At 35.1% G+C, this 202-nt stretch carries 1 protein-coding gene; it reads left to right on the plus strand.

Translation table 11 applies throughout. The features are described from left to right. Positions 1 to 60: 60 nt before the first annotated feature. On the plus strand, positions 61 to 202 hold a 142-nt coding region (locus CW751_RS16090), incomplete at its 3' end, for a proton-conducting transporter transmembrane domain-containing protein (RefSeq protein ID WP_394335970.1).

A 202-nucleotide genomic window follows, 5' to 3' on the forward strand; every position in this document is an offset into this window, starting at 1 on the left:
TATTCTTCAGTAGCCCATATAGCCTTAGTCATCTCTGCAATTTTTTCAATAAAAAAATCTATACCAACAACAGCAATAATAATAATAATTAGACATGGATTATCCTCTTCAGCCCTCTTCTTTTTAGTAACAATTATATACAACTCCCACCACACACGAAACACCTTAGCTTTCAAAGGGCTCCTTAATACCTCCCCCAATC

Origin of the sequence: Brumimicrobium salinarum (assembly GCF_002844555.1) — a bacterium.
In the GTDB taxonomy this organism is placed as follows: domain Bacteria; phylum Bacteroidota; class Bacteroidia; order Flavobacteriales_D; family Crocinitomicaceae; genus Brumimicrobium; species Brumimicrobium salinarum.